Source organism: Glutamicibacter sp. GQ173, from assembly GCF_059759215.1.
In genome coordinates, this window is sequence record NZ_JCAXDT010000006.1 from 81076 (window position 1) to 105784 (window position 24709).

Annotated in this window: 22 protein-coding genes; 20 read left to right on the forward strand and 2 right to left on the reverse strand. The window is 56.4% G+C overall.

From position 1 onward, the window contains the following. The first annotated feature begins 2 nt into the window (after positions 1 to 2). The 11 genes from AC6CHO_RS11015 (at position 3) to AC6CHO_RS11065 (ending at position 14916) form a co-directional block, all read left to right on the forward strand. Positions 3 to 1004, forward strand: a complete 1002-nt coding sequence (locus tag AC6CHO_RS11015; RefSeq protein ID WP_498215035.1) for an alpha-ketoacid dehydrogenase subunit beta — start codon at positions 3 to 5, stop codon at positions 1002 to 1004. Then, positions 1004 to 2308, forward strand: coding sequence for a dihydrolipoamide acetyltransferase family protein (locus tag AC6CHO_RS11020; RefSeq protein WP_498215036.1), 1305 nt, complete (start codon positions 1004 to 1006; stop codon positions 2306 to 2308). The genes AC6CHO_RS11015 and AC6CHO_RS11020 overlap by 1 nt, the downstream gene beginning before the upstream one ends. 196 nt (positions 2309 to 2504) lie before the next feature. Beyond that, a complete protein-coding gene (locus AC6CHO_RS11025) occupies positions 2505 to 4136 on the forward strand; it encodes a peptide ABC transporter substrate-binding protein (RefSeq protein WP_498215037.1) in 1632 nt (543 codons plus the stop codon). A gap of 190 nt (positions 4137 to 4326) precedes the next feature. Further along, positions 4327 to 5253 (forward strand): ABC transporter permease, encoded by a 927-nt coding sequence (locus tag AC6CHO_RS11030; RefSeq protein ID WP_498215038.1) that lies wholly within the window; start codon positions 4327 to 4329, stop codon positions 5251 to 5253. Then, positions 5246 to 6259, forward strand: coding sequence for an ABC transporter permease (locus AC6CHO_RS11035; protein ID WP_498215039.1), 1014 nt, complete (start codon positions 5246 to 5248; stop codon positions 6257 to 6259). The genes AC6CHO_RS11030 and AC6CHO_RS11035 overlap by 8 nt, the downstream gene beginning before the upstream one ends. Positions 6260 to 6262: 3 nt before the next feature. Beyond that, entirely contained in the window at positions 6263 to 7906 is a 1644-nt protein-coding gene (locus tag AC6CHO_RS11040) for an ABC transporter ATP-binding protein (protein ID WP_498215040.1), read from the forward strand. A 439-nt stretch (positions 7907 to 8345) separates the two neighbouring features. Next, positions 8346 to 10148 (forward strand): ABC transporter family substrate-binding protein, encoded by a 1803-nt coding sequence (locus AC6CHO_RS11045; protein WP_498215041.1) that lies wholly within the window; start codon positions 8346 to 8348, stop codon positions 10146 to 10148. A 141-nt stretch (positions 10149 to 10289) separates the two neighbouring features. Beyond that, positions 10290 to 11807, forward strand: coding sequence for an ABC transporter permease (locus tag AC6CHO_RS11050; protein WP_498215042.1), 1518 nt, complete (start codon positions 10290 to 10292; stop codon positions 11805 to 11807). Positions 11808 to 11858: 51 nt separating this feature from the next. Next, positions 11859 to 12929 (forward strand): ABC transporter permease, encoded by a 1071-nt coding sequence (locus tag AC6CHO_RS11055; protein ID WP_498215043.1) that lies wholly within the window; start codon positions 11859 to 11861, stop codon positions 12927 to 12929. Continuing rightward, on the forward strand, positions 12926 to 14623 hold the full coding sequence (locus tag AC6CHO_RS11060; protein ID WP_498215044.1) for an ABC transporter ATP-binding protein: 1698 nt from the start codon (positions 12926 to 12928) through the stop codon (positions 14621 to 14623). The genes AC6CHO_RS11055 and AC6CHO_RS11060 overlap by 4 nt, the downstream gene beginning before the upstream one ends. 98 nt (positions 14624 to 14721) lie before the next feature. Further along, positions 14722 to 14916, forward strand: coding sequence for a hypothetical protein (locus AC6CHO_RS11065; protein WP_498215045.1), 195 nt, complete (start codon positions 14722 to 14724; stop codon positions 14914 to 14916). 77 nt (positions 14917 to 14993) lie between these two features. Here AC6CHO_RS11065 and AC6CHO_RS11070 read toward each other — a convergent pair whose 3' ends face one another. Both AC6CHO_RS11070 and AC6CHO_RS11075 read right to left on the reverse strand, forming a co-directional pair. Then, positions 14994 to 15455 (reverse strand): GNAT family N-acetyltransferase, encoded by a 462-nt coding sequence (locus tag AC6CHO_RS11070; RefSeq protein WP_444660475.1) that lies wholly within the window; start codon positions 15453 to 15455, stop codon positions 14994 to 14996. 69 nt (positions 15456 to 15524) lie between these two features. Then, the gene (locus AC6CHO_RS11075) at positions 15525 to 16142 is read right to left on the reverse strand and encodes a TetR/AcrR family transcriptional regulator (protein WP_444660474.1); all 618 of its coding nucleotides are present in this window, start codon (positions 16140 to 16142) and stop codon (positions 15525 to 15527) included. A 242-nt stretch (positions 16143 to 16384) separates the two neighbouring features. Here AC6CHO_RS11075 and AC6CHO_RS11080 point away from each other — a divergent pair, with 242 nt between their 5' ends. The 9 genes from AC6CHO_RS11080 to AC6CHO_RS11120 all read left to right on the forward strand — a co-directional run bounded on the left by AC6CHO_RS11080 (position 16385) and on the right by AC6CHO_RS11120 (position 24675). Continuing rightward, a complete protein-coding gene (locus AC6CHO_RS11080) occupies positions 16385 to 17539 on the forward strand; it encodes an acyl-CoA dehydrogenase family protein (RefSeq protein ID WP_444660473.1) in 1155 nt (384 codons plus the stop codon). Between the two features lie 81 nt (positions 17540 to 17620). Next, complete coding sequence (dxr, locus tag AC6CHO_RS11085) at positions 17621 to 18835, forward strand: 1-deoxy-D-xylulose-5-phosphate reductoisomerase (RefSeq protein ID WP_498215046.1); 1215 nt, start codon at positions 17621 to 17623, stop codon at positions 18833 to 18835. Further along, complete coding sequence (locus tag AC6CHO_RS11090) at positions 18832 to 20181, forward strand: M50 family metallopeptidase (protein ID WP_498215047.1); 1350 nt, start codon at positions 18832 to 18834, stop codon at positions 20179 to 20181. Before dxr ends, AC6CHO_RS11090 begins: the two co-directional genes overlap by 4 nt. A gap of 23 nt (positions 20182 to 20204) precedes the next feature. Beyond that, entirely contained in the window at positions 20205 to 20504 is a 300-nt protein-coding gene (locus tag AC6CHO_RS11095) for a YciI family protein (protein WP_498215048.1), read from the forward strand. 114 nt (positions 20505 to 20618) lie between these two features. Next, positions 20619 to 21041, forward strand: a complete 423-nt coding sequence (arfB, locus tag AC6CHO_RS11100) for an alternative ribosome rescue aminoacyl-tRNA hydrolase ArfB (RefSeq protein ID WP_498215049.1) — start codon at positions 20619 to 20621, stop codon at positions 21039 to 21041. A gap of 119 nt (positions 21042 to 21160) precedes the next feature. Next, the gene (locus tag AC6CHO_RS11105) at positions 21161 to 21715 is read left to right on the forward strand and encodes an NAD(P)H-dependent oxidoreductase (RefSeq protein WP_498215050.1); all 555 of its coding nucleotides are present in this window, start codon (positions 21161 to 21163) and stop codon (positions 21713 to 21715) included. A gap of 142 nt (positions 21716 to 21857) precedes the next feature. Beyond that, positions 21858 to 23024: a flavodoxin-dependent (E)-4-hydroxy-3-methylbut-2-enyl-diphosphate synthase gene (ispG, locus tag AC6CHO_RS11110; protein WP_060701048.1), complete on the forward strand. Its 1167-nt coding sequence runs from the start codon at positions 21858 to 21860 to the stop codon at positions 23022 to 23024. A gap of 25 nt (positions 23025 to 23049) precedes the next feature. After that, positions 23050 to 23874, forward strand: a complete 825-nt coding sequence (locus AC6CHO_RS11115) for a GNAT family N-acetyltransferase (protein ID WP_257746069.1) — start codon at positions 23050 to 23052, stop codon at positions 23872 to 23874. 114 nt (positions 23875 to 23988) lie between these two features. After that, the gene (locus tag AC6CHO_RS11120) at positions 23989 to 24675 is read left to right on the forward strand and encodes a hypothetical protein (RefSeq protein WP_498215051.1); all 687 of its coding nucleotides are present in this window, start codon (positions 23989 to 23991) and stop codon (positions 24673 to 24675) included. Positions 24676 to 24709 lie beyond the last annotated feature (34 nt).

The following is a 24709-nucleotide window of genomic DNA, read 5'->3' on the forward strand; positions in this document are numbered from 1 at the left end:
CTATGGCCACCACCATGCTCAAGGCACTGAATAAGTCACTGCATGATGCGCTCAGTGAGGACGATAAGGTCATCCTGCTCGGTGAGGATATCGGAACACTAGGCGGAGTCTTCCGCGTGACCGATGGGCTCAAGGCCGAATTCGGCGAACACCGAGTGGTTGACACCCCCTTGGCCGAATCCGGAATTGTCGGTACCGCCATCGGATTGGCCTACCGCGGATACCGCCCGGTGGTGGAGATCCAATTTGATGGATTCACCTATCCTGCTTTTGACCAGCTGGTCTCGCAGCTGGCGAAGTTGCATTACCGTTCTCGCGGGCGAGTGAAGATGCCGGTGACGGTTCGTATTCCCTATGGTGGCGGCATCGGTTCTCCCGAGCACCATTCGGAATCTCCCGAAGCCTACTTTGCCCACACCGCAGGGCTTCGCGTATTTGCTCCCTCCAGTGTTGAAGATGCCTATGTAATGCTTCGCCAGGCAATTACCTGCGATGATCCGGTCATCTTCTTCGAGCCCAAGCGTCGATACCACGAGAAGAGCGAGGCGGAGCTGGGCGAAGTTCAGCCAGATGCGTCGCCCAAGGCGAAGATCATCCGCGCCGGTACCGATGTCACCGTGGTTGGCTATGGGCCAACAACCTACACCCTGATCGATGCTGCCATGGCTGCAGAAGATGAAGGCACCAGCTTGGAGATTATTGATCTGCGCAGCTTGGACCCATTGGATATCGACACCGTGGCGCAGTCGGTGCAGCGCACTGGGAAGCTGGTTGTGGTCCATGAGGCCAGTCGCACCAGTGGTTTGGGTGCAGAAATTTGTGCCGAGACTACCGAGCGCTGCTTCGATTACTTGGAGCATGCGCCGTTGCGCGTGACAGGGTTTGATGTTCCCTATCCACCGTCGCGGCTTGAAAGTCACCATTTGCCCGATATAGATCGAGTTCTGCACGCGGTGGATACCGTGATGAGACACCAAGAGGCAAGCAAAGGAGCTGCCCAGTGATGACGGATCAGACCTTTAAGCTTCCGGATCTCGGCGAGGGATTGACCGAATCCGAGGTTTTGAACTGGAAAATCAAGGTCGGCGAGCACGTGGCGCTGAACCAGGTGATCGCCGAGGTGGAGACAGCCAAGGCTGTAGTTGAACTGCCTTCACCTTTTGCCGGGGTAGTCCAGCAGATTCATGCTGCCCAAGGCCAGGTCGTCCAGGTTGGCGGCCCGCTCGTCACCTTTGGAGATGACGAACCAGCACAAGGAAAAGATCCAGAACCACAGCCCAGCGTGGGGGAGCGCACGCCGACCCTTGTAGGCTATGGCGCGCCGGCGGCAACGGGTGTCCGGCCCCAGCGCAAGTCCCGCTCGGCGCGCACCTCGGGTGCAGCTGTGGCCGAGCGCCATGAAGACCAGCGTCGGGCGGTGACTCGATGCACTCCGCCGGTTCGCAAGCTCGCCCGTGATCACGGTGTGGATATTTCGATGCTCACCGGCAGTGGCGAAGATGGGCTAGTGCTTCGCCGCGATGTCCAGCAAGCGATTGATGCCGAGAATGGGCCAAGGGCCACTGCATCACCTGCCGCTCTTGTTGCGCCGGTCCAGCCGGGCGGCCTAGGGGACAGGCATGTAAAGATCACTGCGGTGCGTCGCGCCACAGCCAAGGCGATGGTGCAGTCGGCGTTTACCGCCCCGCATGCCACCGAATTTTTGACCGTGGATGTCACGGAATCGATGGCCCTGGTTGAGCGCTTGCGTTCCCATCCTCTGTTGAAGGACATCAAGCTGAATATCACGACGCTGGCTGCCTTGGTCGTGACCCGCTTGTTGCGTACCTATCCAGCGTTGAATTCGACGTGGGACGAGAAAGCCGACGAAATTATAGAATTCGGTTCGGTGAATCTGGGAATGGCAGTAGCTACTGAGCGGGGTCTGCTAGTGCCCGTGGTGAAGAATGCCCAGGATTTGCCGCTGCCCCAGTTGGCCACGGCGTTGAGCGGGATTATTGTCCAGGGGCGTGGCGGAACTCTTGCTCCAGCTCAGTTGTCGGGCGGCACCTTCTCAATCACGAACGTCGGCGTTTTTGGCGTGGATGCTGGAACGCCGATCCTGCCGCCCGGGCAGGCCGGGATCCTAGCCTTGGGCCAGGTGAAGCGGCGCCCTTGGGGGTACCAGGACGAAGTAGCCCTTCGCCATACCATGACTTTGGCTTTGTCATTTGATCACAGAGTCGTTGACGGCAAGGAAGCAAGCGAGTTCCTCGCAGGTGTCGGTTCGGTTTTGGAGGACCCAGGATTGATGAATATTTTTATTTGAGAATCTAGAGATTTTGACTAGCTCAAAATAATTTTGAACGAATGACAAAATGGATTTCAAGCATTGCTTTCATGAATATTCATTGGTTGTTTCGCAATATTTGATGTAATCTCATTCACTACGTGCTACAGCTCACGCTTGCCTGCACGGCTCTGCGAAATGCAGAAGCAGCAACCTTATGTTGAGGAGAAATAGGATGCGATACTCGCACGCATCTAAGGCTGTCGTTCTATCAGCAGCCTTGGCACTGACCCTGTCGGCTTGTGGCGGCGGTTCGACTGAATCCGCAGGCGGCGAAGCAGACGGCTCGTACGTCGTCACCGCAAACACCACCGAACCACAAAACGGCCTACTGCCGGCCAACACCAACGAAGTTGGTGGCGGTCGCGTTATGGACCTGCTCTTCACGGGCTTGGTCAGCTATGACGCAAAGGGTGCTCCGGTCAATGAACTCGCAGAGTCCATTGAGACCACGGATTCCCAGAACTACACCATCAAGATCAAGTCGGGCCAGACTTTCTCCGATGGTTCCCCAGTAACTGCTGCTTCGTTCGTGGATGCCTGGAACTTCGGTGCCGCAGCCAAGAACGCTCAGTTGAACTCCTACTTCTTCGAGTCCATTAAGGGCTTCGACAAGGTCAACGCCGAGAAGTCCAAGGAAGACAAGATGGAAGGCCTGAAGGTTGTCGACGACACTACCTTCACCGTCGAGCTTTCCCAGCCGGAATCCGACTTCCCGCTGCGTCTGGGCTACACCGCCTTCATGCCATTGCCAGAGGCAGCGTTCGAGGATCCCAAGGCCTTCGGCGAAAAGCCAGTTGGCAACGGTCCGTACAAGCTGACCGAGTGGAACCACGACGTCAACTTGAAGATGGACGTCAACGAGAAGTACGACGGCCCACGCAAGGCTGCCAACGGCGGCATCGACTTCAAGGTCTACCAGTCCACCGACTCGGCTTACCAGGACCTGGTTTCCGGCAACCTGGATGTGCTGGACCAGATTCCACCGAGCCAGCTGGCTTCCTACCAGTCTGACCTGGGCGACCGCTCGGTCAACTCGCCATACGCTGGTAACGCGACCATCACCATTCCCGGCTACTTGGATCACTTCAAGCAGGACGAAGAGGGCAACCTCCGTCGTGCAGCGATCTCGCGTGCTATTGACCGCCAGCTGATCATCGACAAGGTGTACCAGGGCGGCAAGGTTATCGCCAAGGACTTCACCGCTCCAGTGCTCGAAGGCTACGATGACAAGCTGCCTGGCAGCGAGGTTCTCGAATTCGATGATGCCGAAGCCAAGAAGCTCTGGGCTGACGCCGACAAGATCAATAAGTGGGACGCTGACAAGGAATTCTCCATCGGCTACAACGTTGATGGCGCCGGCAACAAGGAATTCGTTGAGGCAATTGTCAACCAGCTGAAGAACAACCTCGGCATCAATGCCACCGCGAAGTCATTCAGCTCCTTCAAGGAACTGCGCGCAAAGGTTACTGCCTACACCATGACCGGTGGCTTCCGCACGGGCTGGCAGGCTGACTACCCATCGCTCTACAACTTCCTGGGCCCACTGTTTGGCACAGGTGCAGGTTCGAACGACGGCAAGTACTCCAGCAAGGAATTTGACGAGTCGCTGGCCAAGGGGCTTGCTGCAACCGACCCAGCTGAAGGTGCAAAGATCTTCAACGAATCCCAGGAGATCCTGTTCAAGGATCTTCCTGCCATCCCACTGTGGTACCAAGCTGTTCAGGGTGGTTGGAGCGAGAACGTCGCCGATGTCGAGTTTGGTTGGAACGGCGTTCCAATGTACAACGAAATCACTGGTAAGTAAGTAATTTCAGCATTCGGACTGTTCAAGTCCGAAATTGGCTGAAAGGCATGTCAAGGGAGACCCAAGGTACAAAGGGTCTCCCTTTGGCATGTTTGATCTGCCTCCCAAAAATAAACGTCGAGATACTTATCGACGGGAAGAGGGAAATAATGGCCAAGTGCCGTCCAGCATCTCGAGGTGAGGTGCACGCATGTTAAGTTTCATGCTCAAGAGAATTGCCCAGCTGATCCCGGTATTTATCGGTGCAACACTGCTGGTGTACTTCCTGGTTTTTGCCACGCCCGGTGATCCTATCGCCGCGCTTTCCGGTGGCAAGCCGATGTCCGATGCGACTCGTGCAGCCCTCGAAGCCCAATACAATTTGGACAAGCCATTCTGGGTTCAGTATGGCCTGTACTTGAAGAACCTGGTGACCTTCGATCTTGGAACCTCGTTCTCAGGTCAGGAAGTCAGCGCCCTGCTGGGCCGCGCCTTCCCAGTCACCGCACGCCTTGCGATTCTGGCCCTGCTGATTGAAGGCATTTTCGGCATCATCTTCGGTGTCATCGCGGGCATGCGCAAGGGCAAGTGGTTCGACTCGACCATTCTGGTCGCTTCGCTGATCGTGATCGCTGTGCCAACCTTCGTGCTCGGCTTCGTTCTGCAGTTCGTCGTTGGCGTGAAACTCGAATGGGCCAAGCCCACTGTTTCCGGCGCGGCAACCTGGGGCGAACTCTTCTTGCCGGCCCTCGTGCTAGGCCTGGTTTCGCTGGCCTACGTGGTCCGCTTGACTCGGACCTCGGTGATCGAAAACAAGTCCGCGGACTTCGTGCGCACTGCCACTGCCAAGGGCTTGAGCCGCAATCGCGTAGTCACCGTGCACATCCTTCGCAACTCGCTGATTCCTGTGGTGACATTCCTCGGAGCGGACCTCGGCTCGCTGATGGGTGGCGCAATTGTCACCGAAGGCATCTTCAACGTGCCCGGTGTTGGACACTTGCTGTACTCGGCAATTCAGAAGGGCGAAACCCCGACCGTTGTCGCCATCGTCGGTGTGCTGGTGATCGTCTTCGTCGTCGCCAACCTGATCGTGGATATGCTGTACGCACTGCTTGACCCAAGGATCCGTTATGCCTGAGAACCAGAATTTTAATCCGGAAGACGGACTGCCCATCAGCAAGGTCCGCGCCGGCAAAGTTTCCAAGTACAAGATCGAGCATTTTGTCGCTCCCTTGGACGAGACGCCATTGCAGGCCGTCGACTCCGTCAAGGAAACCGGCAAGCCGCTGTCCATGTGGGCAGAGGCTTGGCGTTCACTGCGCAAGCAGCCCCTGTTCATTATTTCCGCGATTCTGATTCTTGCGATCATTGTCGTTGCGGCGTTCCCGCAGCTATTCAGCTCGCAGGACCCAACCTATTGCGCTCTGGAAAACTCGAATGAGCCTGGCCGTGCTGGCCATATCATGGGTTTCAACCTCCAAGGCTGCGATATCTATTCACGCGTCATCTACGGCACGCGCGCATCGCTGCTGGTCGGCGTCTTCACCACCCTGATCGTTGTCATCGTCGGCGGTGCGCTGGGTGCACTGGCAGGCTTCTACGGCGGATGGATTGATGCCGTTCTGGCACGTTTGGGCGATATCTTCTTCGCGCTGCCACTGATCCTCGGTGCCATCATCGTGATGCAGCTTCCTGCCTTCCGCGATAACCGAAGCGTATGGACCGTCATTGTCACGCTGGCGATTTTCGGCTGGCCGCAGCTTGCTCGAATTACCCGTGGTGCTGTGATCGAAGCGCGAAACGCCGATTATGTGAAAGCATCGCGTGCTTTGGGGCTGTCCAAGTTCAATTCGCTGGTCAAGCACGTCATTCCCAACTCGCTGGCGCCAATCATCGTCGTCGCTACCGTGAACCTTGGCGTGTATATCGTTGCCGAAGCGACGCTGTCCTTCCTTGGTGTCGGTTTGCCGCCTGAAATCATGAGCTGGGGCAACGACATCTCGACTGCCCAGCAGCAGCTTCGCAACAACCCGATGATGCTGATGTGGCCTGCACTGTTCCTATCGGTGACAGTCTTGAGCTTCATCATGCTCGGCGATGCAGTGCGAGACGCGCTGGATCCCAAGGCCCGGAAGGGAGCCTAGACGATGACTGAAACTGCAACACCAAAGCCGTTGCTGGAAATCAAGGACTTGGCGATTACCTTCTCCACTCCTGACGGACCAGTACACGCTGTGCGGGATGCAAACTTCACCGTGATGCCAGGGGAGACCGTGGCTATTGTGGGTGAGTCCGGTTCCGGCAAGTCAACCTCGGCACTGGCCGCTATCGGTCTGCTGGCCGGCAACGGCTCGGTTTCCTCCGGCCAGATCTTGTTCGATGGCGAAGACATTTCGCACGCCAGCGAAAAGCGCTTCGTTGAGCTACGTGGCAATCACATTGGCATGGTTCCCCAGGATCCAATGTCCAACTTGAACCCGGTGTGGAAGATTGGCTTCCAGGTCAAGGAAACGCTGAAGGCCAACGGCCTTGCGGGGGACAACCCGAAGGAACGCGTAGCCCAGGTGCTGGCTGATGCAGGCTTGCCCAACCCGGAGGTTCGCGCAGGACAATACCCGCACGAGTTCTCGGGCGGCATGCGCCAGCGTGCACTGATTGCTATCGGTCTGGCATGCCGTCCGCGCCTGCTGATTGCCGATGAGCCCACCAGCGCCCTGGACGTCACCGTCCAGCAGCAGATTCTGGATCATCTGGATACGATGACCACCGAGCTGGGCACCGCCGTCCTGTTGATCACCCACGACCTCGGTTTGGCCGCCGAGCGCGCGGAAAAAGTTGTGGTGATGTACAAGGGCCGAGTCGTTGAATACGGCCCGGCGCTGGACATCCTGCGCAACCCGCAGCACCCATACACCAAGCGGCTGATCAGCTCTGCTCCATCCTTGTCTGCACAGCGAGGCGACAAGCATGAGGCCATTGTTGACGAAATCGTTCCGGGCAAGGCCGAGCCACTGCTGAAGGTCAGCAACCTGACCAAGGTCTATGACATCCGCAAGGGCTTCGGCAAGAAGGAACAGTTCACCGCGGTGGACAACGTATCCTTCGAAATTCCGAAGGGCACCACCACGGCAGTGGTGGGCGAATCCGGTTCCGGCAAGTCCACCATCGCCCAGATGGTGCTGAATCTCTTGGACAAGACCGAGGGTGAGATCGTATTCGACGGCGAACAGATCGGGAATTTGAGCGAGAGGAAATTGTTCAAGTACCGTCGCCGCGTGCAGCCGATTTTCCAGGATCCTTATGGTTCGCTAGATCCGATGTATTCTATTTATCGAACTATCGAAGAGCCATTGCGCATTCACGGGATTGGCAACAGCGCGTCGCGCCAGAAAAAGGTCAAGGAATTGCTGGAGCAGGTCTCCATGCCGGCTTCGACCATGCACAGATTCCCGAATGAGCTCTCGGGTGGCCAGCGCCAGCGTATTGCTATCGCCCGTGCACTGGCTTTGCAGCCTGAGATGATCGTCTGCGACGAGGCGGTATCTGCTTTGGACGTCTTGGTCCAGGCGCAGGTCCTGGAGCTTCTGGATGAACTGCAACGGGATATGGGACTGACCTACTTGTTCATCACCCACGACCTGGCAGTGGTTCGGCAGATTGCAGACAACGTCTGCGTGATGGAACACGGCAAGATCGTCGAGCAGGGAACTGCCGATGAGATTTTCAATGCTCCCAAGAGCGAATACACCCGCAACCTGCTGGGTGCGATTCCAGGTGCTTCACTGATCTAGCCAGATGCGGAGAACGCCGTGATGGGCCGTCGAAACCGGAAGGTTTCGACGGCCCATTTTCGTTTTCGGGAGCTTCAGGCTTCGTCATATTCAACGAATATTTCAGATTTTTTCAAACTGAAGCAAACGTTGCAAAACTGTTATAAAACCATCCTTGAAACATAGTCGTAACGCGCGCGTTCTGATTGATTTTTCCCAATCTGAAAGAAACCCTTGAAATCTCGCGGATGTGGCGTGCGCCGCATCAACTCGTCGGTAACAAGCTCGTTGCAAATGGCTCTCAAGAACAGTTCGATCGGGGAGATGTGAAACGAGTCTTTCTCTATCCAAGCCAGAAAATTCGGGTTAGTGTATTCCTCAATGGATCGGTCATGTGATTTGGTCCACAAGGAATCACACCGATTCACAACTCGTATCATCACGATCTCAAGGAGGCGAAATGCGGTTTCAGCGCGTTTCGAAAGCAGTAGTTGCGGGCGCTGCCCTGGCATTGGCACTGTCTGCATGTGCCCCAGGTGGAAGCAATTCCGACAGCAATTCTTCGCAAAGCGAAGGATCGAGCAACGGTTCAGCTGAAGCAGTCAACAGCGGCAAGGCTGATCTCGGCGACGTCACCACCAAGGACGGCACCATTAATGTGACCGTTGGCGCACCGGAATTCATCAGCTACAACGGCTTCACTCCAAACACCTACTCCACGTACAACTCGGCCATTGTGGACCGCATGTTCGCTGGCTTTAGCTACTTCGGCACCGACGGCACCCTGTACCAGAACGAAGCTTTGGGCAGCTACGAAAAGGTCAGTGAAGACCCGCTGACGATCAAGTACACGATCAATGAGGACGCCAAATGGTCGGACGGAACGCCAATCACCGTCGCTGATTCGGTTCTGGCATGGGCAGCCCAGAACCTGAACCTCAATGAAGGTTCCAAAGACAAGCCGCTGTTCAACTCCGTATCCGTTGACTTGGGCGACACAGTTCCAAAGGGCCCGCAGGGCGATTGGGATGGCAAGGAATTCACAGTTGAATTCGCTGAGTCGGACCCCGACTGGGCATTGCAGTCATGGATGCTGCAGCCCGCTCACGTTGTCGCCAAGGAAGGCGGCCTGAGCACCGAGGAATTCGTCAAGGCTGTACGCGACGGCGATTCCGACAAGCTCAAGAAGGCAGCAAAGTTCTGGAACGAAGGCTGGATGACAGATCCGGGCAAGCTTCCAGATGAGAAGATCAGTCCAGTTTCCGGCCCCTACAAGTTGGGCAGCTGGAAGGCCGGCGAATCGGTGACTCTGGTAGCCAACGAAAACTACTATGGCACCCCTCCTGCAACCAAGGAATTGACTTTCCGATTCCTCGAAGATGCAGGCATGGTCCAGGCCTTGCAGAACAAGGACGTTGACGTTATTAACCCGCAGCCAACGGTAGATACCTTGGCCCAGCTGGAGAACTTGGGTTCGGCCATCAACATCCAGAAGGGCGACACCCTGACGTGGGAGCACCTTGACTTCAACTTCATCAAGGGCAACGAGATGACCAACCTGGAACTGCGCAAGGCCTTCGCCATGTGTGTTCCTCGACAGCAGATCGTTGACAACCTGATTAAGCCGCTGAACCCGGACGCCATCGTGATGAATGCCCGCGAAGTCTTCCCGTTCCAGGACAACTACCAGGAAGTCGTTGATTCGGCCTATGACGGCCGTTACGACCAGGTCGACATCGATGGCGCCAAAAAGATCCTCGAAGAGCAGGATGCCGTCGGCACCGAGATCCGCATTGGCTACTCGGCACCGAACGAACGCCGTGCCAACGAAGTTGCAGCCATCAAGTCCTCTTGTGATGAAGCCGGATTCAAGGTGAAGGATGCAGGCTCACCTGACTTCTTTGCACCAAATGGAACCCAGGCTCGTGGTGACTACGAAGTAGCACTGTTCGCATGGGCCGGTTCGGGTCAGATCAGCTCCGGAGAGAACATCTACGGAACAGGTAAGCCGCAGAACTACGGCAAGTACTCGAACAAGGAAGTCGACGCTGCCTGGGACACCTTGACTAACTCGCTGGATCCAGCAGTCCACGCAGAGCAGACCAAGAAGATCGAGAAGCTGCTGTGGGATGACCTCTTTGGCATTCCAGTCTTCGCACACCCGGGCTTGAGCGCTTCGGGTTCAGATATTGAAAATGTCCGCCACACCGCAACGCAGGACCAGATCGTCTGGAACGCAGAGCAGTGGGCACGTGCCGAGTAATCGCCCCTAGGCGAAAAAGTTGCTCAACGTGAGTGATCACTTGCGGGGCCCGATCAAAAGTCGGGCCCCGCAGTGTGTTCATTGGCCCCGAATCAACAGGGCCTGCTCGCAACCGTGAGATGAAAGTAGGACATAAGAACCGTGTGGAAATTTATTGCTAAGAGACTGGGATCGGCACTCGCCGTACTGTTAGCTGCCTCGCTCTTGCTTTACGTGCTGGTGATCAATGCTGGCGACCCGCTCAAGGACCTTCGCGAAAGTAACGCGGATAACCGAGAGTACCTGATGGCCCAGCGCACCCAGTATATGAACCTGGATCAACCGTGGTATGGGCGGTATTGGGATTGGCTGACCGGTGTGAGCAAGTGCTTTATCGGCCAATGCGACCTCGGCCAGAACATCAACGGTGTTGAGGTTTCCGGATTGCTCGCCAACGCGGCCTCTTCCACACTGCGCCTCGTGGTGCTGGCGACCGTCATTGCAGCGATCTTGGGTATTGCCATTGGTGTGCTCACCGCGATCCGCCAGTATTCGGGCCTGGATTACCTGATCACGTTCATGACCTTCCTGTTTTTCTCGCTTCCGGTTTTCTGGGCAGCAGTATTGCTCAAGGAATACCTTGCTATCAGCTACAACGACTGGTTGGCTGATCCGCAGATATCGGTGGGGACATCCATCGTTATTGGCCTCGTTATTGCTGTGCTCCTGCAGATGTTCCTTGGCGGCTCGGCCAAGCGCCGCCTGCTGACCTTTGTCATCGCTGCCATCTTCATCCCGCTCCTTTTGCAGTACAGCGTATGGCTGAACTTCTATCGTTTCCCACAAATGGGGCCAGCGGTGATCGTCATACTGACCGCTTTGGTTGCTTTGAGCGCCACCGCCATGAGCGTAGGCCTGAAGGAAAAACGAGTGCTTTATCCGGCACTGATTTCCGTCGCCCTGGTCCTGGCTGCGTATTACGCAACGTTCTGGATGCTTGCGACCCCGAACGCCTGGGTGCTATTGATCGGCTTGATCCTCGCTGTGGTCATCCCCGGTGCGGTTGGACGGTTTATGGGAGGCCGCCTGCGAAAGGCCGCCATGATGGTATCCATCCTCACCGCAGTCATCGGTGCAATGCTGACCGTAATGGACCACTTGTTCCGAGCATGGCCTGGATTCCTCGATCTCAAAGGACGCCCAATAGCCACGATTGGCTCTTCTACGGCAAACTTTGAAGGTGGCTTCTGGGATCACTTCCTGGACAATGCCACCCAGCTGTTAATGCCGACTATCATCTTGGCCGTCATTTCTCTGGCCAGCTACTCCCGCTACACCCGTTCCTCGATGCTCGAAGTGCAGCGCCAGGACTACATTCGTACGGCTCGCTCCAAGGGACTGTCCGAACGCACCGTGATTTTCCGTCACGCTTTCCGAAACGCGATGATTCCTATCGCCACCATCGCCGCCTTCGACTTCGCCGGCCTGATTGGCGGTGCGGTAATCACCGAACGCGTCTTCGGGTGGAAAGGCATGGGCGAAATGTTCTCAACCGGTCTGGATCATGTCGACCCGGCGCCAGTTATGGCGTTCTTCCTCGTGACCGGCAGTGCTGCAATTCTGTTCAATCTGCTGGCGGATATCGTCTACGCCATGCTTGACCCGCGTATCCGTGTTTAGGAGGCATGAAGCAATGCAAAACATTCATGTCTGCAACCCTAAGGAATATCGATGAGCACCACGAACAAAAATCCTAATGAGCAACTTCCGGAGAATCTGACCTCGGTCGCCGAGGTGGAAGATGCCAAGCTGGCTCGGGCAGACGAGACCTCCAAGAGCCAGGGCCGCATCGTTCTTGAACGATTCATGGGCCACAAGCCGGCGATGGTTTCAGCCGTCATTCTGGCTCTCATTACCTTCTTTGCTTTCAGCTCCATCGGTTGGGGCCCACTGCCGGGTTGGTGGCATCAGTCCTTCTATGAAGCTGGACTTGTCGTCAACGGCGGCAAGCCGACCTTGAGCCTGGTTCCAACCTGGCTTGGGGGAGAAGGCATTCGATGGGGTGAGCACCCCTTTGGCCAAGACTCCGTGGGCAAGGACTATTTTGCCCTCGTTATGAACGGCACTCAAAAGTCCATCATTATCGGTGTTGTCGTGGGTGTGGTATCAACCGTGCTGGGCTCGATCATCGGCGCTGTGGCAGGCTACTTCCGTGGCTGGGTTGATGAAGTTCTAATGCGCATCACCGACCTGTTCATCGTGATCCCGCTGCTGGTGCTTGCCGCAGTGCTTGGAAAGATTGCCGGTGCTTCCACTGGATCGATCATCACCCTGGCTCTGGTCCTTGGACTGGTGACGTGGACCGGTTTGGCTCGTCTGGTGCGTGGTGAAATCCTCAGCCTGCGCGAACGTGAGTATGTCGCTGCCGCACAGGCCATGGGCTCAAAAACCAGCCGCGTCATCTTCAAGCACCTAATTCCAAACACCATGGGCGTGATCGTGGTCAACGCGACCTTTGCCATTGCCGGTGCCATTCTTCTCGAATCCTCACTGTCCTACCTCGGCTTCGGGGTCAAGGCTCCAGAGTCCTCGCTAGGCTTGCTGATTAGCCAGTACCAGAACGCCTTTACCACTCGTCCATGGCTATTCTGGTGGCCGGGCATGATCATTGTGATGATCGCCTTGGCCGTCAACTTCCTAGGCGATGGCCTGCGCGATGCCTTTGACCCTCGTCAGCTGGGCAAGAAGCGCCGCCGTCGCGCCGGATTATTTGCCCTGCCAACTCGCAAGGAGAAGCCATGAGCCACGTAGCACCAACAGAAAACCAGGGCTCAGAAGGCTACGCACTGAGCTTCGAAAACCTCAACGTCACCTTTGAAACTTCCGGTCCCGATGTTCACGCAGTCAAAGGCCTGTCCCTGACTGTGCGTCCCGGCCAGGTGGTCGCATTGGTCGGTGAGTCCGGTTCCGGCAAGTCCGTGACCTCCACGGCCGCCATGGGGCTGCTCCCTGATAATGCAACCATCGCAGGCTCCGCCAAGGTCGGAAATATCAACGTGGTCGGACTGGATGAAGGCAAGATCCGCAAGATGCGCGCCACCGACATCGCGATGGTATTCCAGGAACCGATGACCGCGCTGAACCCGGTACTGACTATTGAACGCCAGCTCACCGAGGCGTTGGAACTCCATGACATTGCCTACGGCAAAGAAGCTACCGACCGGGCAATTGAGCTCCTGAATATGGTGGGCATTCCCGAAGCTGCCAAGCGGATCAAGCAGTATCCGCACCAGTTCTCCGGCGGCCAGCGCCAGCGCATCGTGATCGCCATGGCCATCTCCTGCGACCCGAAGGTCATCATCGCCGATGAGCCCACTACTGCACTGGACGTGACAGTGCAGGCCGAGATACTGGATCTGCTGCGTGAATTGAAGGACCGGCTGAATACCGGCATCCTGCTAATTACTCACAATATGGGCGTAGTTGCTGACATGGCCGATGAAGTCGCCGTGATGTTCCAGGGGAACCTAGTGGAGACCGGGACCGTGGACCAGGTCTTGTTGCACCCGCAGCATGAATACACACAGCGGCTGCTGGCTGCCGTACCGCGCTTATCGGCTCCTATTGATATCACCGAGCATGCTCCGCACAGCACGGCGACGGCACCGGCCGGACGCGAACTGGTGCTGGAAGCCAAGAACCTGGTGCTGGAATATGACATGCGCGGAACAGTTTTCCGCGCCGTGGAGAACGTGAGCTTCGATGTTGCCAAGGGCGAAGTTCTGGGTATTGTCGGTGAATCGGGCTCGGGCAAGTCAACCATCGCCAAGGCTGTACTCGGCCTGTTGCCGGTGGCTGAAGGGACTTTGGCGGTCAAGGGGCAGAACCTGCCTAAGTTGTCTCCCAAGCAGGCACGCGCAGTACGTAAATCGATCGGCGTCATCTTCCAAGACCCCGCTGCTTCGCTCAACCCCCGCTTCCCGATTGGCGAATGCATCATCGAGCCAATGGTGGTGCACAAGGTGGGCACTAAGGCATCTCGCATCAAGCGTGCTGAGGAATTGCTCGATGCGGTCAAGCTGCCTCGCAACGTCATCAATCGCTACCCGCACGAACTTTCCGGGGGCCAGCGTCAGCGTGTGTGCATTGCCCGCGCGTTGACCTTGAATCCAGAATTGCTGATTGCTGACGAGCCAACCAGCGCGTTGGATGTTTCGGTACAGGCATTGGTGCTGGAAATGCTTCAGGATCTGCAACGAGACTTTAATTTTGCTTGCCTGTTTGTCAGCCACGACTTGGCCGTGGTGGACATGCTGGCTGATGCCATAGTCGTGATGCAATCTGGAAAGGCCGTGGAACAGGGAATGGTTGAGACCGTCCTCCATGCGCCATCCCATGACTACACCAAGCGACTGCTTGCCGCCGCTCCGGTGCCTGATCCACATAAACAGGCCGAACGCCGCGAAGCATGGCGCTTGCTGAATAACAGCAAGTAACTACGTGCATACAAGCAAGGAGCCGGGATTATTTCTGGCTCCTTGCCTGTTTCTTGAGTAGTTTTGCCTTGGACCGCACTCACTCTCCGGGAGATCTTATGGATTTAGCTTCCATTTTCATCGTCGCAGCGTTGATTGTGCTGTGCGCGTTTCCTTTTATCATCGGCGCATTCAGGGGACTCGATCGAAAGGCCGACGAGTTGGAAAGCCGTGATCCAGAAACGTCGAAAGCATTGCGCAAAGCACGTGAACATATTGACCGCGGCAAGGGGTATTACGGACCACGGCAATAACCACGGGGAAACGACCGCAGGAGCTGGCCCTCACGGGCCAGCTCCTGCGGTCTAAGGCTGAATAGAGCGTGCGTTCCCTAGTCCAGCTGCATTACGTTTTCGGTCACTACTTCTGCGCGGGCGTTTGAGAAGATCTGCTCGGTGCCGATGGTCTTGAATCCGCGGCGCTCCAGGACCTTGATGGATCCCAGATTGTCCTGGACAACGTGTGCCGTCAGCGGGCGCTTGGTGTACTCGGCCAGGAAGGCATCTACGGCGCTGGTGGTAATTCCCTTGCCCCAGTACTTGGTGGAAGTCCAGAAATTGATCTCTGGGGTTTCACCGTCAAATACCAAGATGGAACCAACCACGTCGCCTTCGTGCTCGATGGTGCGAACCAGAACAGTTGGATCGTTCAAGATCGAGTTCCAGTGGTGGTCGAATACCGCGCGGTCGGCTGGGTTACGCGCCTGATAAGCGGCCATGAGGTTCGCCTCGGGTTCTTGCTGGTGAGCAAAGAATGAGTCCAAGTCGGAAGGGCGGACTTCACGTAGCTGCACGATAAAGGCCTTTCAATCGGGTGGGTCAGCATGCCGGTTTCGGAACGCTGCGGAACAATGGCTTGGGATCTACACTACCGGGGAAGTCAACGCGGCAAGTGCCATATTGGACAATAGTGGTTTCAAGCCTGATTTTTTTGTTCTGGGCGAGTGCGCCGAGTGAGCGGTTGAGTTGAGCAAGCCGAAGACTGCGTGGGCCCGGAAACGGTGGGACTGCTTGCCGCCGGTGGGATGCAATTTCGCCAGTTCATTGGTCCATAACTCGATGTAGGAGTTCTGTAGTTTACGGACCAATGACAATTCGGCTTTAGGCAGCGACTTTAGATCGCGGTCTTGAACCTGCAGGATGTCCGGGCGCGAAAGCGAAAAGTCGGTGTGGAAATCAACCAGGCGCGAGAGGACGTCAAGCGGTGACCCGCCGGCTTCGGAGGCCTTCTGGCCACCGGCATAGATGTCCTTGGACATGTCAACCAGCAAAGCGATAAGCACTGCCTGCTTGCCTGCAAAGTGGCGGTAGACCGCTGGACCGGATATGCCGCAGGCAGCGCCGAGATCTTCCAGAGATACCCCTGCATAGCCGTGGAGCGCGAAGAGCCGGGTGGCTTCCCGTAACAGCGCGTCACGCCGTTCTGCCTTGGCGCGTTCGCGGTCAGTTGGTTCGTTGAGGGGTTGATACCTGCTCGCCATCACCATCGTCTCCTTACGATTGCCAAGTTGAACTCTGGACAAGTGTGACGGGTGCCACTACTGTCAAAAATGAAGCTGTTTACCCACCAGTAGGCGGTAATCAGTTAATAATAATTAACCATACGCGCCGTGACTCTTGCTTCCAAGACGCTCGCGCGTTGGTCTCAGAAAAAGTCCCATATCGACATATTGCAGATCCAGTAATTCGATATCGGTCCATCCCTCAACGAAGAGAGAGCCTGATGATTAACCTCGAACTCGATGAACAGTACCAAGACCTGGTCAACATGGTCCGAGAATTCGCTCAAGAAGTAGTCGCGCCACAAAGCGCTGCCAATGATGCCAATCATTCCTTCCCCTATGACATCGTCAAGCAAATGGGGCAAATGGGGCTTTTCGGCCTGCCGATCTCCGAGGAATATGGCGGCTCAGGAGGCGACTATTTCCACCTGGCGCTCGCGTTGGAAGAACTGGGCAAGGTTGACCAGTCCGTAGCCATCACCCTGGAAGCCGGCGTTTCTCTTGGCGCCATGCCCATTTACCGGTTTGGCAGCGAAGCCCAAAAACGGCAGTGGCTAGAGCCGCTGGCCACCGGCGAACGCATTGCTGGATTTGGACTTACTGAACCGGGCGCCGGTTCGGATGCCTCGGCTGCGCTCACCAAAGCAAAGCTGGAAGATGGACAGTGGGTGATTGACGGAGCAAAAGAATTCATCACCAACTCCGGCACCGATATCACCTCGCATGTCACGGCTACGGCCGTCACGGGGGTCGATGAGGCGACAGGGAAGAAGGAAATCTCGGCCATCATCGTGCCTACGGGAACCGAGGGGTTTACCGCCGAGAAGGCCTACGACAAGGTGGGGTGGCGCGCCAGCGACACCCATCCGTTGAGTTTTAATTCTGCGCGGGTACCCGAGGAAAATCTTTTGGGGGAGCGTGGACGCGGTTATGCCTACTTCCTTGAAATCCTGGACGAGGGACGCATCGCCATTGCCGCGTTGGCTACCGGCGCAGCGCAAGGCTGCCTCGATGAAGCCGTCAAGTATGCCAAGACGCGCACGACCTTTGGCACTGTCATCGGCAAGAACCAGGGTGTTTCATTCATGATTGCCCGCATGGCTTCTCGTGCATATACCGCGCGCTTGGCCTACTACGCAGCCGCCGCCAAAATGCTCGCTGGGAAGGACTTTAAAATTGAGGCCGCCCACGCCAAACTGATTGCCAGCGAAGCTGCCATGGACAACGCCCGCGACGCGACACAGATCTTTGGTGGATATGGATTCATGAACGAATCCCTGGTGGCCCGTCATTACCGCGACTCCAAGATCCTGGAAATCGGAGAAGGGACAACCCAGGTTCAGCAGATGCTCATTGCCCGCAGCTTGGGGCTGTAGTTTTGCCGCAGAGCGCGCCATGCCATGCACAAGGCGTGGCGCGCTTTGGGCGCTCACAGTTAGACGAACCATAATGGATGGGTGAGCTTCCAAAAAACTTTTACCCCGGCCGGACACCCCCGCAGGATCTCCCTGATCGGTTCTACAGGATCAATCGGCACCCAAGGCTTGGACGTCATTAGCCAGGCACCGGAAAAATTCTCGGTGGCCGCCCTTTCTGGCGGATACAACTTGGAATTGCTCGCGCAGCAAGCGGTCAAATACCGCCCGGCATTGGTTGGATGTGCCAGTGACTCTGTGGATGAACTTGCAACCGCCATAAAACGTGCAGCCAGCCAAGCCTCGGTCAGCGGCTACGAGCCAGAACTGGTTGCGGGGGCGCAGGCGGCGACAACAGTTGCCGCGTTCAGCGAAGCAGACGTGGTGCTCAATGGCATCACCGGTGCCATCGGGCTGGCTCCTACCATTGCCGCGTTGGAAGCTGGACACCTGCTGGCTCTGGCCAACAAGGAATCCTTGATTATCGGCGGGCAGGTCGTGAAGCAGATCGCTGCGCCCGGGCAAATTTCCCCCGTTGATTCTGAACACTCGGCCTTGGCTCAGGCCCTTCGATCAGGTACGCCAGAGGAAGTATCCAAACTATTGGTGACCGCATCGGGAGGACCTTTCTTTGGTTACACCTACGATCAATTGCGCGAGGTGACCCCTGCCCAGGCGCTAGCGCACCCCACCTGGGACATGGGCCGCGTGGTGACGACGAACTCAGCGACCATGGTCAACAAGGCATTGGAAGTAATCGAAGCGCATTTGCTCTTCGACGTTCCGTTGGAGCGAATAGAGCCGGTGGTTCACCGCCAGTCAATCATTCATTCCATGGTGGAATTCATTGACGGCTCGGTGATTGCCCAGGCATCTCCGCCAGATATGCGCCTGCCGATTGCCTTGGGCATCAATTGGCCGCATCGCGTTGCCGGCGCCGCCAAGGCCTGTGATTTCTCCAAGTCCTCCAACTGGACCTTCGAGCCTTTGGACGAAGAAGTGTTCTCGGCCGTCAAATTGGCGAAGCAAGCCGCTGCGGCTTCGGGTACCCACATGGCCGTCTACAACGCATCCAACGAAGTTGCCGTGGATGCCTTCCACGATGGAAAGATTCGATTCACCGACATCGTCGAAACTATCGAGCACGTGCTTGATGACTACACTCCGGTGAACGCTGCACTCAGCGTCGAGACGGTTCTGGAAACCGACCGCTGGGCGAGGGCGCACGCTGCGAAGATTGTGGAGGCAAAAGCATGAGCGTAATTCTGTTCATTGCCGGCGTTCTTTTCATGGTGGTCGCCGTGGGCCTTTCCATCGCGCTGCACGAAATCGGGCACCTCGTCCCGGCAAAGCTCTTCAAGTTGCGAGTACCGCAGTACATGATCGGCTTTGGCAAGACACTGGTTTCTTTCAAGCGAGGGGAAACCCAATACGGGATCAAGGCGCTACCGCTGGGCGGCTACATCTCTATGGTGGGCATGTATCCACCACGCCCGGAAGCCGCAGACGAGCAGCCAGCCAAGAAGCCGGGCCTGTTCCAAAAAGTCTTCGGGCAGATGGTCGACGACGCACGATCTCAAGCCAATGAAAATGTCCGGCCGAGCGATGAAGGCCGCCTGTTCTACCAGCTTCCGGTCTACAAACGCGTGATCATAATGCTTGGCGGACCGTTAATGAACTTGGTGATCGGTTTTGTCGTCATTGCCATTGTTCTCACCAGCTTCGGGCAGGCTACACCGACGACAACCGTCTCCGAGGTGTATCAGTGCATCGCCAGCGCGCAGAATGCCGAGCAGACCGAATGCACGGACAAGGATGTTCCGGCGCCGGCCTATGAAGCTGGACTGCGCCCAGGCGATACCATCACTGCCATCAACGGCAATGCCGTTGGGCAGGGCGAGTGGAACAAGCTAACCGACGTAATCCGGGTGAACCCGGGGCAATCGATTACGCTCGATTACCAGCGAGACGGTCAAAAACGCACCACCACGTTGACCCCGTACCTTACCGATCGGCCAGCTACCGATGACAACGGCTATGTGCTCACCGACGACCAGGGCAATTACATCATGACCAAGGTCGGGTTTGTTGGGATGAGCTCGTTGCAGCAGGACCTGACGCAGCCGCTGAGTGCCGTGCCCGGTGTTATTGGCAACCAGTTGCTGACCATTGGAAACGTCATCCTGCACCTGCCGCAGCGCATGGTGGATGTGGCCCAGGCAGCGTTTGGCGACGGCCAGCGTGATCCAAATGGTCCTGTGTCAATTGTTGGCGTGGGACGAATTGCCGGGGAAATCAGCGCCGAAGATTCCATTTCTGTTGGCGATAAATTCGCGACCTTGCTTTCGCTGGTCGGGGGATTGAACCTCGCCTTGTTCGCATTCAACTTGATCCCACTGCTGCCATTGGATGGAGGACATGTGATTGGAGCCCTCTATGATGGCATCAAACGAATGTTTGCCCGGATCTTCAAGATGAAAAATGTTAAGCCCGTGGACACGGTCAAGCTGTTGCCACTGACTTACGTTGTTGTGGTGGCCATGTTGGTTATGGGCGGCCTCTTAATATACGCAGACATCTTTAAGCCAATACAACTGTTCTGAGCCTAGGGAAATAAGCTGTAGCCATGACTGTTTTTGCTGTTGAATACGTTTACGCCGAGGACTCAGTTGAGCTGCGTAATGAGCACCGTCCGGCGCACCGCGAGTACCTCGTAGGATTCGTCAACGAGGGCCCGGCCCGAGTCCTGGCATCGGGACCGACTCCTGCTTCCGATGGCGCTTTGTTGATAATTGCCGCTGAATCTGAAACCGTGTTGAACGAGCTGCTGGCCAATGATCCGTTCAACAAGGTCGGTGCGATTGCTCAGGCCAATATCTCCGAATGGAACCCGGTCATCGGGTTGCTTCAGGAATTCTCGGCCTAGCGTGTCAGCGAGCTAAGCTCCCGCACTTCTTTTGCAGAAGGGCGGGAGCTTATCAATTTAAGAACTTTTTGAAATGATCACGCGACAGGCGCCACGGATCCGGGAGGGAGAATTATGGATCTGCACGTCAACGACAGCTTGAGCATTCCTTCCGCCGAGCTTGCCTGGCACTTCACCCGTTCCTCAGGTCCCGGTGGCCAACACGTGAATACTTCGGATTCCAGGGTCGAATTATCTTGGTCCATCAGTGCATCGCGCTCGCTATCTGCATGGCAGCGTCAGCGGCTGCTCGACAAGTATGCAGCTCGACTAGTCGCCGGATCCATAGTGGTGACGGCTTCGGAAGAACGGTCCCAGTGGCGAAACCGGCAGATTGCCATGGAGAAGCTGGGACGACTTGTCGACCAGGGACTTGCCGCGGACGCTCCGCAGCGAAAGGCCACCAAGCCAACCAGAAGGTCGCAACGCAGACGGCTGAATGCGAAATTCAGCCGATCCATCACCAAGCAACTTCGGAGAAAACCGGGGCAAGAGTAGAGGATATTGGCAATCGTGTTCTAGATCACTTTAATTCGCGGAATTGATGGGAATCACCGATAGTTGAAAATAGATGAAGCGTCAGCTTGTTTTGATTTTCTGATTTAGGAGTACATCCCATGGCCACTAAGGTCCTCACCCTCGTCGGATCCCTGCGTAACGGTTCGACCAACCAGCAGTTGGCAGAAGCAACCTCGCATAACGCCCCTGAAGGCATGGAAGTTTCCGTATTCAGTGGCCTGGAGAACATCCCTTTTTACAACGAGGACACCGACGTTGAGGGTGGCGTTCCAGCTGCCGCCCAGGCATTGCGCGACGCAGCAGCCGAGGCAGACGCGCTGATGCTGGTCACCCCGGAGTACAACGGCACCATGCCAGCTGTATTGAAGAACGCAATTGATTGGCTGTCCCGCCCGTTCGGAGCTGGTGCGGTTTCGGGTATGCCAACCGTTGTTGTTGGCACCGCATTCGGCCAGTACGGTGGCGTATGGGCTCAGGACGAAGCTCGCAAGGCACTGAACATCGCAGGCGCGAACGTTCTGGAAGACGTCAAGCTGGCCATTCCGAACTCGGTCGTACGCTTCGCCGAACTGCACCCGAAGGACGACGCTGAAGTCGTTGAGCAGGTTACTACGGTGCTCAACAGCATCAAGGAAATTGCTGAAGCCAACTAGGCGCATACTGGCTGAACGGCTTTGAATTTGCGAGAAAGGCCACGGCGACCCCGTGGCCTTTCTCGCATGAGTACCCGCTCACCTCGATACGGTGACATACTTGGACTAAGAGATTTACCCACAATTTACTCGGAGGCGTCCATTGACTTCGGTCAGCCTAGGCATGCCGGCAGGCCCACCGCCGGTACTCGCACCACGTCGCAAGACCCGCCAATTTCAGGTTGGGTCGGTCGGGGTCGGCTCTGAATCGCCGATTTCGGTCCAGTCGATGACCACCACCAAGACTCACGACATCAACGCGACGCTGCAGCAAATCGCTGAGCTGACCGCTGCCGGTTGTGACATCGTGCGTGTAGCCTGCCCCACCGATAAGGATGCGGAGGCTCTGAGCATTATTGCGATGAAGTCGCAGATCCCAGTCATTGCCGATATCCACTTCCAGCCAAAGTACGTCTTTGCGGCCATCGAAGCTGGTTGCGGCGCCGTTCGAGTGAATCCGGGCAATATCCGCCAGTTCGATGACCAGGTCAAGGAAATCGCCCAGGCGGCCAAGGATCACGGCACCTCAATTCGAATCGGTGTTAATGCGGGTTCGCTGGACCGGCGTTTGCTGCAGAAGTACGGCAAGGCGACGCCTGAAGCATTGGTCGAATCGGCAGTTTGGGAAGCATCGCTGTTTGAAGAGCACGGATTCCATGACTTCAAGATCTCGGTGAAGCACAACGACCCGGTCATCATGGTTCGTGCCTACGAACTACTGGCTGAGCGCGGCGACTGGCCACTGCACCTGGGCGTGACCGAAGCAGGCCCGGCGTTCCAGGGAACCATCAAGTCCGCCACTGCTTTCGGTGCACTACTGTCCAAAGGCATCGGCGACACTATTCGCGTTTCGCTTTCCGCTCCTCCGGTTGAGGAAGTTAAAGTCGGTAACCAGATTCTCGAATCGCTGAATCTGCGTCCTCGTAAGCTGGACATCGTCTCTTGCCCATCCTGCGGACGCGCCCAGGTAGACGTTTACACCTTGGCTGAACAGGTCACCGAGGGCCTTGAAGGCATGAAGGCACCATTGCGTGTGGCCGTTATGGGCTGCGTTGTTAACGGGCCCGGCGAGGCTCGCGACGCTGATCTTGGAGTGGCTTCAGGCAATGGCAAGGGCCAGATTTTTGTCAAGGGCGAAGTCATCAAGACAGTGCCGGAAGACCAGATTGTTGAGACGCTGATTGAAGAAGCCAACCGTTTGGCTGACGAAATGGGACTGAACGATGACGAGAATCCTGCCTCGGGTTCTCCCGTGGTCTCCGTCAGCTAAAGACAGCCGGCGAAGCGACAAAAGGGTGCCGCGGACTCTGAACCGCCGTGACACGACGGCGCTCATCGAGCTGCTCGACCGCGACCCCGTCGCCAATATTTTCACCCGTTCTCAGGTGAACTTGCACCGTTCAGCTGCGCCGGATGGATACGCCCGTATCGTCGGGCTCGACGGTGACGCCGGCCTCGAATCGGCATGTTGGGTAGGTGCCAATGTGGCGCCTACCCTCATGACCGAGGACGAGGCTAAGAAATATGCGCAGTATGCCTTGGAATCTCGGCAGCGCTTCGCCTCCGTCTTTGGCCCGGCGCAATCTGTGCTGGCCATGCATGAGGTACTACTCGAGGGCCCGCAAGAGATCTTCGATGTCCGGGAGAACCAACCTCTGCTGACTATTTCGCAGCAGCCCGCTGGAATCCGGCGCAACAATCTTCGTCCTGCGCGAATTCACGAATTCGATCTGGTGCTCCCAGCCAGTGCCGCCATGTTTGAAGAAGAACTGGGTTATTCCCCATTGGAAAACGGTGGGAGTTTTTATCGAAGCCGAGTCAGACAACTGATCCGCGACGCACATACCCTCATCGACTGCGATGACAACGGCGAGGTCGTCTTCAAAGCCGATTTGGGCACCGTGACTGACGAAGTTGTCCAGATCCAGGGTGTGTGGGTTAATCCCAAATACCGGGGGCTCGGCTTAGCCTCTGGGTATATGAGCGCAACGGTGGATTATGCCATGCAATTCGCGCCGATAGCCAGCTTGTACGTGAATGATTTTAATGTGCCTGCTTTGAAGACCTATCAACGTATTGGGTTTGAGCAGGTTGGCACCTTTGCAACGATCTTGTTCTAGGCAACGGCAGCTTGTACTTGCGGACGCGCAGGACCACTTTAGCCGCAATCTCGTCGTATTTGTCGATGATCTTCTAGACTCTAGAGAGTAAAGCTAAATGGGATAGGAAATTTTGTGCCCCAAGCCAATGGTTTCAAGTCGTATCTGGCCGTTGCTTTTTGCCTCGCAACGATGACATTGGCAAGCTGCAGCGCTGCTCAACCTGCACCTGAACCGACTCCTCAAGCGCCAGTGAAGATCAACGCTGACCAATTGCAGAAAATTCTTGAAGACTTCTCTAAAACAGATGCAAATGCCGCGGTCATCACCGATAAGAAGTTACGGGCCACTATCCCGAAGGCCCAAGAATGGATTGAAAGCGTCAAGGTCAACCCGAGTAAATGCGGAGTTGCCTTTGCTGAGCCAGTAGCGGACCAACTGCAGAATTCCACGATGGGCGCCATCGAATTCGAGGACCGCTATCTCACTGTGGCCATCTACAAAGATCCACAAGTTTTGAAAAAGCAGTGGGACGCAAATGCCTCGGCCAATGAGCAATGCTCTCGCTACTCTGTCACCTCGGGCAATGAATCTCTCGCCTACCATCTGGCAAAGCAGCCAATGGACTCTGAAGCCGAACAAGATGAAAGCTACGTGGTTACCAGCAGTGACGGGAAAACCACCCAGCAACAGCTCATGGTTCGTGCCGCCACGTCTAACGTGTTGATCGGCATCCAGCAACCCACGTCCCAAGGGCAAACACTGCAGCAAGTCCACGGCGCAGCAGCGACGATCAACGAATTGCTGAGCGAGCTGACCTAGAGAAATTAGCGGCGTGCTCTCAACTTTCTCTGCA

Excerpts from the sequence above, each read along its gene's own strand:
- AC6CHO_RS11015 (WP_498215035.1), top strand. The coding sequence starts at position 3 with ATGGCCACCACCATGCTCAAGGCACTGAATAAGTCACTGCATGATGCG.
- AC6CHO_RS11020 (WP_498215036.1), top strand. The coding sequence starts at position 1,004 with ATGACGGATCAGACCTTTAAGCTTCCGGATCTCGGCGAGGGATTGACC.
- AC6CHO_RS11025 (WP_498215037.1), top strand. The coding sequence starts at position 2,505 with ATGCGATACTCGCACGCATCTAAGGCTGTCGTTCTATCAGCAGCCTTG.
- AC6CHO_RS11030 (WP_498215038.1), top strand. The coding sequence starts at position 4,327 with ATGTTAAGTTTCATGCTCAAGAGAATTGCCCAGCTGATCCCGGTATTT.
- AC6CHO_RS11035 (WP_498215039.1), top strand. The coding sequence starts at position 5,246 with ATGCCTGAGAACCAGAATTTTAATCCGGAAGACGGACTGCCCATCAGC.
- AC6CHO_RS11040 (WP_498215040.1), top strand. The coding sequence starts at position 6,263 with ATGACTGAAACTGCAACACCAAAGCCGTTGCTGGAAATCAAGGACTTG.
- AC6CHO_RS11045 (WP_498215041.1), top strand. The coding sequence starts at position 8,346 with ATGCGGTTTCAGCGCGTTTCGAAAGCAGTAGTTGCGGGCGCTGCCCTG.
- AC6CHO_RS11055 (WP_498215043.1), top strand. The coding sequence starts at position 11,859 with ATGAGCACCACGAACAAAAATCCTAATGAGCAACTTCCGGAGAATCTG.
- AC6CHO_RS11060 (WP_498215044.1), top strand. The coding sequence starts at position 12,926 with ATGAGCCACGTAGCACCAACAGAAAACCAGGGCTCAGAAGGCTACGCA.
- AC6CHO_RS11065 (WP_498215045.1), top strand. The coding sequence starts at position 14,722 with ATGGATTTAGCTTCCATTTTCATCGTCGCAGCGTTGATTGTGCTGTGC.
- AC6CHO_RS11075 (WP_444660474.1), bottom strand. The coding sequence starts at position 16,142 with ATGGCGAGCAGGTATCAACCCCTCAACGAACCAACTGACCGCGAACGC.
- AC6CHO_RS11080 (WP_444660473.1), top strand. The coding sequence starts at position 16,385 with ATGATTAACCTCGAACTCGATGAACAGTACCAAGACCTGGTCAACATG.
- AC6CHO_RS11090 (WP_498215047.1), top strand. The coding sequence starts at position 18,832 with ATGAGCGTAATTCTGTTCATTGCCGGCGTTCTTTTCATGGTGGTCGCC.
- AC6CHO_RS11095 (WP_498215048.1), top strand. The coding sequence starts at position 20,205 with ATGACTGTTTTTGCTGTTGAATACGTTTACGCCGAGGACTCAGTTGAG.
- arfB (WP_498215049.1), top strand. The coding sequence starts at position 20,619 with ATGGATCTGCACGTCAACGACAGCTTGAGCATTCCTTCCGCCGAGCTT.
- AC6CHO_RS11105 (WP_498215050.1), top strand. The coding sequence starts at position 21,161 with ATGGCCACTAAGGTCCTCACCCTCGTCGGATCCCTGCGTAACGGTTCG.